Here is a 7,617-nt window from a genome sequence, read left to right as displayed (position 1 = left end):
ACGTCAGGGTCGTAGGTCCAGGTCTTGCCCTGGTCGTCCGAGCGCAGCGTTTCCCAGGCGGCCGGCGGCTCGCCCCCGGTCGACGCAGCGGGGCTGCGCGGCGTGCCGGTGACCAGGTACAGCGTGCGGCCTTGGGGAGAACCGATCAGGCTGACGCCCGTGTCGCCGCTGATCGAGCCCAGCAGTTCGAACACACCCGTGCCCTGCCCGCCATAGATCAGGTTGCGCGTGTCGGCCAATTGCCACGGATTCTGAGGGCGCGTGTTCAGGGCCGGCACCAGCGCGTCCAGCAGCGGCGCCTTTTCCAGTGCGGCCATGTCCTTGCCCGAGACCAGCCGTTGGCCGATCAGCAGTTGGCGCTCGCCGAACCGATGCAGGGACACCCGGGACGACAAGGCGAATGGCGGGCCGTTGAGTTCGCCGATCACCTCGCTGCGCGCTAGCGGCTTGCCCAGGGGCACCTGCTGATAGAGGCCATAGCCGATGATCCCTGCAACCGCGATCGCGGCGCCGCTGGCAAGCAGTCTAAGGTTCATGGCTGCAAAGCATCCTGATGCGTGGGCGCCCGCCATCCGGCCGGCGACTTTTGGAAATTGACGAAACTATAGCGTGTTGTGCATCGTTCTCTATACTGACGTGACATACTCTCACACCGCACCCGGCTGCACACGGAAACCCGACATGATCGCAAGGCACGCACGCTTCGCCCTGGCCCTGGCTATGCTGGGGACTGCCGGCTGGACGCAATCGGTCGCTGCCGCGCCGCCCGAGGTCTGCCAGGCCGTGACCGTGCGTGAAGGCGACCCGATTCCTCCCGATGCCTGCGCCGTGAATATCTTGCCCCGCGACCTTGACGTGTCGAACCTCATCTTCGGCGAGGGCCCGGCGTGGACGCCACTGGATCCGCAGGCGATGCCTGGCGTGTTCTACGACACGGCGTCCATTGCGCCGATGACCGACCGGCCCGTCGTGATGGCGGTCACGGTCGCCTGGTTCTATGCGCAGCCCCGTGTCTCGGAGACGAACGGCCAGTCGTATGGTTCGGTGGCGCAGCCCGTCCTGCTGAACTGCAGCGCCAACACCTACACGGTCACCGAGACCCGGCACTACGCCGGCAGCAACGCCACGGGCGCGCTGGTGGAATCGATCCCGGTGGCCGGCATCCACAACGCGCCGGTGGCGCGCGACCCGGTCCAGCGCAAACTGCGCGCCATGGTGTGCCCGCCTCCGGGCAAGACGGTGCGCAAGTAGGCGTGGCGCCCTACCCGCGCCAATAGCGGTACAGCGCGCGCGCCGCCGCGTCCAGCAGGAAGCCCAGGACCCCGATCATCAGCACCATGGCCATCAGTTCGGAATAGGCCAGCCGGTCGCGCGTGTCCAGGATGAAATATCCCATTCCCGCAGACACGCCCAGCATTTCGCAAGGCACCAGCACGATCCACAGGATGCCGATGGCCAGCCGCACCCCGGTCAGGATGTGGCCCAGCACGCCGGGCAGGATCACGCTGCGCAAGGTCTCCCAGCGCGTGGCGGCCACGCTTTGGGCCAGTTGCAACCAACGCGGATCCAGCTGCTGCACGCCCGCCGCGGTGTTCAGCACGATGGGCCAGACGGCGGCGAAGGTCAGCAGGAAGTACACAGGATCGTCGCCCACGCCGAACACCATCACCGCAATCGGCATCCATGACAGCGGCGAGATCATGCGCAGGAACTGCATGGCGGGCGACACTGCGGCCTCCAGCCGCCGCCAACTGCCGATCGCCAGCCCGAGCGGCACGCCGATCAACAGCGCAAAGCCCAGCCCCACGGCGATGCGCCGCAGGCTGACGAGGATATGCATGGGCAAGTCCGATGCGGTCAGCAGTTCGGCCAGGCTGACGAAGGTGGCGCCCGGCGAAAAGCGCCGCGCCATGCCGCCCGCAGGCGACAAGACGTCGGTGCCTAGCCACCACAGCGCCAGCAAGGCCGCCAAGCCGGCCAGCCCCAGTGCGCACCGCCCGCCCAGGCCCAGGCCGGCGTTGCCGGGACGGCCGGGCGCTATAGCGCTTGATCCGGCCGGGCCGGCGGATCCGGCGGGACCGGCCGGCGCGTGCCCTTGCGAACCCGCGAATGACTCGCGAGCCGTCACGCCTGCACCATTTCGGTCCGCGTGTAGGCGTCCGGGAAGCCGAAGCGGTTCAGGCCGCCCACGGATTCGATCGCGCGTTTGACGTAACGGTCGTCGACCAATTCGCGCGCGGCGCGCGCCGGGTCCAGGTCGGCCAGGAAGCCCCGGTCGGCCTCGATCAGCGTGTCGCGCAGGCGGCGCACCAGCTCCTCGGTGTAGCTCGGGAACGGATAGGGTTGGAAGTCGATGCGGCGTTCGTCCCAATCGGCATGACGGATGGCGCCGCTGCCCAGGTACGCCTCGCGGTCGGACGCGGGCGGCGCCAGCACCTTGGTCAGCGCCGGCAGGCCGTGCGGCGTATACCGGTTGATGCCTTCCTTGGACAGCAGTTGAGCGGTTTCGGCGCGGTTGTCGCGTATCCACAATTGGGCCTGCACGATGGCGTCAACCACCTTTTGCGACCACTCCGGGCGTTGCTCCAGGTCGCGCTCGTGCATGAACACCACGCAGCACGCATGGTTGCGCCAGACGTCGCCGGTAAAGCGCAGCACCTTGCCCACGCCCAGGGTTTCAGCGACCGCGTTGAAGGGCTCGGCCACGATGTAGCCGGCGATGCGGTTCTGCGCCAGCGCAGGCGGCATGTCGGCCGGCGCCATGACGATCAGATTGACTTCGTTGGCGCCGACCGAGCCGTCCTTGCGCGCCACCGGCGTCAGGCCGTTCTCGCGCAGCAGGTACTGCAGCATGACGTTGTGGATGGAATACCAGAACGGGATGGCGACCGTCTTGCCGCCCAGTTCCTTGACGTTGTTGATGGCGGGCGCCACCGTCAGGCCCGATCCGCCCACGTGGTTCCAGGCCACGACCTTGGCCGGAACCTTGCTGCCGAAGCGCGCCCATACCGTCATGGGCGACAATAAATGCACCACATTCACCTGGCCCGAGATAAAGGCCTCGATCACCTGCGCCCAGCTGCGCAGCAAGGTGGGCTTCTCGGCCTTGACGCCGGCTTTGTCGAACAGGCCGTTGTTATGCGCCACCAGCAGCGGCGCGGCATCGGTGATGGGCAGGTAGCCGATGCGCACGGGCGCGTCGGGTTCGCTCTGCGCGCGGGCGTTGAACGCCGACAGCAATGAGGTTGCGCCGCCTGCCGTCAGCAGGGCCGAGAGTTTCAACCAGTCGCGACGCGACATGTGTTCCAGGCACATCAATGAGCTCCTAGCAAGAGGACGACAACCGTCTATTCAAACCAACGCGGCATCGCCGCGCACGGCCCGCAGCGCAGCACGCAAGCGGGTCAGGATTTCCAGGCGCAGCGCGCCCATTTCGGGCAACAGGTCGGCGCGCGGATGCGGCAGGCCGACCTGCCATACGCCCAGGATGCGTCCGGGCGCGCCGCCCAGCAGCACGATCCGGTCGGCCAGCACCAGCGCTTCGTCGATATCGTGGGTGATCAGGACGGCCGCGGTCCGAAAATCGGCCACGACCTTGCGCAGCAGCGCCTGCATCTCGCCGCGCGTCACCTCGTCCAGCGCGCCGAAGGGCTCATCCAGCAGCAACACCGACGGCTGGCGAGCCAGGCAGCGCGCCAACGCGGTGCGTTGCGCCATGCCGCCCGACAACTGGGCCGGGCGCAGGTGCCGCGCGTGGGAAAGGCCGACCTCGTCGATGGCTTGGTCCACCCGCGTCCTGCGCTGGCTGTCCGTCAGCGCGGGTTGATGCTTGAAATCCAGGCCGAAGGCGACATTGCGTTCCAGCGACAGCCAAGGCAGGAGGCTGGGGTCCTGGAATGCCACGGCCACACGGGGATGCACGCCCGCCAAGGGCGAGCCTTCCATCAACAGCGACCCGGCGGTCGCGGCCTGCAGCCCGGCCAGCACGCGCAACAGGCTGGACTTGCCCGCCCCGCTGGCGCCCAGCACGGCCACCACTTCGCCACGCGCCAGATCCAGGTCCACGTCATGGAACACCGGACCCGCCGCGCCGGGATAGCGCAGCGCCAAGCCGCGCGCCTGCAATACCGACGGCGCGCCGGCCGTCATGCGGCGGCCTCGGCGGCGAGCTTGGCCTGACGCTTGGCCAACTCGGTCTTCAACTGGACCAGGCTGGGCGTGACGATCGGCAGAAACGCGGCTTCACGCCAGCGCCGGGCGAACCCCGCCCCGGCGGGCTTCAGATAGGCCGCGCCGCCGCTGGCCTGCAATTCCAGCTGCACCGCCTGATTGGCCGCTTCGGCCAGCGCGATGCGGATTTCGAACAAGGCCCAGGGCTCTGCCACGAACCGTTCGCTGCGCACGCCGGCGATCAGGCTGGCGGCAAGCGCTTCGACCTGCGCGTGCAGGGCTTGCAGCGGCTCGCCCAGGATGCCGCGCGACGCCTGGCCTTGGCCGGTCTGCGTGGCGGCTTGCAGGGCGCGGCGCGCCAGCCCGATGGACAGGCCGCATTGCAGCCCCGCGAACGCCGGGCGCGCGCGCGGCAGATACTGCCGGGCATCCGGATGGATCAACCATTCCGGGCCGATACGCACGCCCTGCACCGCCAGCGCCGCGGTGTTGCTGGACTGCAGCGCCAACAAGGACAGGTCCGGGCTGCGGACCAGGCCGGCGATGTCGTGCGGCAGCGCCACCACGGCAGGCGTGCCATCCGGCGCGGTGACCGCGGCCGCGACCAGAAACCCCTCGGTGCGCAAGTTGGTCACCCAGGGCATGCGGCCATCCAGCACCCATTGGCTCCCGGCTTCGCGGGCGCCGATCTGCAGGGATTCGATGCCCGACAGGAACTTCATGGCGTTGGACAGCGCCGTGGCGCCGGCGTGTTCGCCGGCCAGCAGCGGCGCCATCCAGGCGTCGGCCAACACCGTATTCGGGCTGCGCAGCAGGTATTCGATGAAGACGCGCTGGCTCCAGGCCACGAAGGCGCTGGCGACCGACCGCTCGGCCACCTGAGACACGGCCTCGATCGCGTCGCCGATGTCGGTGCCCGGCAAGCCGCCCTGAGCCACCGGCACGCCGATCCGGAAGAGGCCCGCGCCGGCCAGCCTGGGCAGCACGGTCGCGGCGTCCAGGCTGCCGTCGTCCAAGGCGTCCGCATGCTGGTCCAGCCATGCCGCCAAGTCCGGGGGCAAGCCCCAGCCCGCAGCGGGCGACGCGCTGAGCGGTTGCCCCGCCATCACGCGCCGCTCCAGGCGTAGTCACGCAATTGGTCGTTCAGCGGAGTCTGGGCCAGGTTGTTGCCGAAATTGCAGATGGTGGCCAGCCCGACGCCCACAATCACTTCGAGCGCGTTGCCGTCCGTGTAGCCGGCGTCGCGCAGGGCCTGCAGGGCCTCGTCGCTGACACGGCCACGCGTCTGGATGACGGCTTCGGTGAAAGCCGCCAACGCCTGCAGGCGTTCATCGGGCACCACGCCCTGAGCGCGCAGCGCGTCCACGACTTCGGGTGACAGCCGCGCCTTGTTGCGGGCCAGCGCCGTATGGCCGGCCACGCAGAACGTGCAGCCATGGCGCGTGCCCGCCACCAATTGGACGACTTCACGTTCCTGCAAGGTGAGGCCGGCGCGCGCATTGATCTGCGACAGCGTCTGGTAGGCCTCCAGCGCGACGGGCGCGTTGGCCAGCACGCCCAGCAGGTTGGACAGGTATCCCGAGGCCTGTTGCGCAGCGGCCAGCGCGGCGCGCGTGGGTTCGGGAGCGCTTTGCGCGGTATGGACGGGCAAACGGGCCATGAAGATCTCCTGGGGTATCGTGGAAAAGCATATTGTGCGGGTGCCCGGCGGCAAGCGACAATGCACGAGGATCGCAACTTGATGCTAGATCTTATCGACTTTCAGCTATGCGCTTATAACCGGATTCGATCTGCCATCATCCTCCCAAACTGCGACGGCGTTCCGACCGGATCAGTTTGACGCCCCCTACCCGGCCCAACCATCTTGCCCTTCCATCCCGACCATACCGACCAAGCCGCCGTCGATGCCCTGTTGCTATCCAGCCTGGAAGTCCAATCCAGCTTGTATCACCTGGGGCAATACTGCGGCAATTGGTCCGCCAGCACCAGCGGGCGGGCGCGCGCCAGTTTCCATCTGATCCTGCACGGCCGCTGCCGGGTCGATCTGGGCGAAGGGCAAGACGCGCTGACGCTGGCCGCGGGCGACGGCATCTTCTTCCTGCGCGATATCCCGCATGCCTTGACGCCGCTGGATCCGCCCGCCTCTGGCAGTGCCTTGTGCACGGCCATGGAGCCGTTGCTGCCGCGCCAAGCGGACAGCACGGGACTGGCCTGCGGGTTTTTCCAGTTCCGCCCGGGGTTGGCAGACCTGCTGGCCGACACCCTGCCCGACTACCTGGTGCTGCGCGCCGATGACGAACGCTTTCGCACGGCGCGCGGCGTCTTCGAATTGATCCTGGGGGAAACGGCGCGCGAACCCGGCGGGTCGCCCGTGGTGCTGGAACGGCTGACCGACCTGCTGATCTTTTTCATGTTGCGCCATCTGGCCATCCACGACCGGCAGGCCTATGGGCTGTTCGTGCTGGCCCGGGACCCGGCGATGGCGGGCCTGCTTCAGGCCATCCTGGAAGATCCTGCCGCCACGTGGAGCATGCAGGACATGGCCGACCGCCTGCATATGTCCAAGGCGACGTTCCATCGCCGCTTCACCCTGCAAAGCGGCACGACGCCCGCCCAATTGCTGCAACTGCTGCGCATGCGCGTCGCGCGCCGCCACCTGAGCCAGGGCATGGGCATCCAGGACGCGGCCGAACGCGTGGGGTATCAATCCCAGGCCGCGTTCAGCCGCGTGTTCCAGCGTACGGAGGGGGTCGCGCCTTCGGCGTGGCGCAAGCGCGGCCCCGCCGTGGGCGGGAACCCGCCGGGGGTGTAGCCCGAACTTCAGCCCAAACCCAGCAGCAGTTCTGCCAGCACGCCGGGATGCGTGATGTGCGCCTCGTGCGGGGCGGCGATGTCCACCCACTTCCAGCCCTGCTGCGATTTCACCAGCTTGCGCGATTCCTCCAGCACCGCCAGTTCAGGCTGCGTGCAATGGATATAGGTGCGCGGACGCCCGTTGCCGATGGGATGCTTCAACGTGAGCGGCGTGGTGTAGCTGGCCAGCGGATGCGCAGTCAGGCGGCGCTTGACCCATTCGTAGTCCGCGCTGCCCGGGGTGAAGCCCCAGGCGGCGGGAATCGGATCGGGGATCGGCACGGCCAGGCCACCGGTGGCCTTCGAGGCCGCGGCAATCCGCGCGTCGGCATCCGCCTTCGGGTAGACCGAAAACGCATTCTGGCCGCTTTGCAGCACGATGGCGTCGAAGTACACCAGGTGCGCCAGGCGCTCGGGAATGCGGTCGGCCACGCCGGTGATGGGAATGCCGCCGAAGCTGTGGCCCACCAGAATCACATCATTCAACTCTTCTGTTTCGATGACCTGCACCAGGTCTTCGACGAACGTGTCGATCGTGATGCCCTTGTTCAGCAGGTGGGCGCGGTCGCCCATGCCGGTATAGCTGGGCGCGTA

The 7,617-nt window shown here is 68.2% G+C and carries 8 protein-coding genes and 1 pseudogene; 2 read left to right on the top strand and 7 right to left on the bottom strand.

The window, feature by feature from the left end:
- Positions 1 to 536: pseudogene (locus ACO6D5_RS27450) on the bottom strand (hypothetical protein); the annotation flags it as partial.
- A 145-nt stretch (positions 537 to 681) separates the two neighbouring features.
- Between ACO6D5_RS27450 and ACO6D5_RS27445 the strand changes: the two are divergent.
- The gene (locus ACO6D5_RS27445; RefSeq protein WP_315846240.1) at positions 682 to 1,251 is read left to right on the top strand and encodes a surface-adhesin E family protein; all 570 of its coding nucleotides are present in this window, start codon (positions 682 to 684) and stop codon (positions 1,249 to 1,251) included.
- Positions 1,252 to 1,261: 10 nt separating this feature from the next.
- Here ACO6D5_RS27445 and ACO6D5_RS27440 read toward each other — a convergent pair whose 3' ends face one another.
- The 5 genes from ACO6D5_RS27440 to ACO6D5_RS27420 are packed head-to-tail and all read right to left on the bottom strand — an operon-like array spanning position 1,262 to position 5,830.
- On the bottom strand, positions 1,262 to 2,128 hold the full coding sequence (locus ACO6D5_RS27440; RefSeq protein WP_485827145.1) for an ABC transporter permease: 867 nt from the start codon (positions 2,126 to 2,128) through the stop codon (positions 1,262 to 1,264).
- Positions 2,125 to 3,315: an ABC transporter substrate-binding protein gene (locus ACO6D5_RS27435; RefSeq protein ID WP_485827144.1), complete on the bottom strand. Its 1,191-nt coding sequence runs from the start codon at positions 3,313 to 3,315 to the stop codon at positions 2,125 to 2,127. Before ACO6D5_RS27435 ends, ACO6D5_RS27440 begins: the two co-directional genes overlap by 4 nt.
- A 36-nt stretch (positions 3,316 to 3,351) precedes the next feature.
- Positions 3,352 to 4,149, bottom strand: coding sequence for an ATP-binding cassette domain-containing protein (locus ACO6D5_RS27430; RefSeq protein ID WP_315846237.1), 798 nt, complete (start codon positions 4,147 to 4,149; stop codon positions 3,352 to 3,354).
- Positions 4,146 to 5,276: an acyl-CoA dehydrogenase gene (locus ACO6D5_RS27425; RefSeq protein WP_485827150.1), complete on the bottom strand. Its 1,131-nt coding sequence runs from the start codon at positions 5,274 to 5,276 to the stop codon at positions 4,146 to 4,148. Before ACO6D5_RS27425 ends, ACO6D5_RS27430 begins: the two co-directional genes overlap by 4 nt.
- A complete protein-coding gene (locus ACO6D5_RS27420; protein ID WP_315846236.1) occupies positions 5,276 to 5,830 on the bottom strand; it encodes a carboxymuconolactone decarboxylase family protein in 555 nt (184 codons plus the stop codon). The genes ACO6D5_RS27425 and ACO6D5_RS27420 overlap by 1 nt, the downstream gene beginning before the upstream one ends.
- A gap of 204 nt (positions 5,831 to 6,034) precedes the next feature.
- On the opposite strand from ACO6D5_RS27420, the gene ACO6D5_RS27415 reads away from it, so the two are divergent.
- On the top strand, positions 6,035 to 6,982 hold the full coding sequence (locus ACO6D5_RS27415) for an AraC family transcriptional regulator (RefSeq protein WP_485827143.1): 948 nt from the start codon (positions 6,035 to 6,037) through the stop codon (positions 6,980 to 6,982).
- Positions 6,983 to 6,990: 8 nt separating this feature from the next.
- Here the strand turns inward: ACO6D5_RS27415 and ACO6D5_RS27410 are convergent.
- On the bottom strand, positions 6,991 to 7,617 hold a 627-nt coding region (locus tag ACO6D5_RS27410), incomplete at its 5' end, for an alpha/beta fold hydrolase (protein ID WP_485827142.1).

The organism is Achromobacter sp., from assembly GCF_057314935.1.
This window is presented reverse-complemented; position numbering and strand designations above follow the sequence as displayed.

Coding starts and splice junctions, on each gene's coding strand:
- ACO6D5_RS27445 (WP_315846240.1), top strand. CDS start 682: ATGATCGCAAGGCACGCACGCTTCGCCCTGGCCCTGGCTATGCTGGGG.
- ACO6D5_RS27420 (WP_315846236.1), bottom strand. CDS start 5,830: ATGGCCCGTTTGCCCGTCCATACCGCGCAAAGCGCTCCCGAACCCACG.
- ACO6D5_RS27435 (WP_485827144.1), bottom strand. CDS start 3,315: ATGTGCCTGGAACACATGTCGCGTCGCGACTGGTTGAAACTCTCGGCC.
- ACO6D5_RS27425 (WP_485827150.1), bottom strand. CDS start 5,276: ATGGCGGGGCAACCGCTCAGCGCGTCGCCCGCTGCGGGCTGGGGCTTG.
- ACO6D5_RS27430 (WP_315846237.1), bottom strand. CDS start 4,149: ATGACGGCCGGCGCGCCGTCGGTATTGCAGGCGCGCGGCTTGGCGCTG.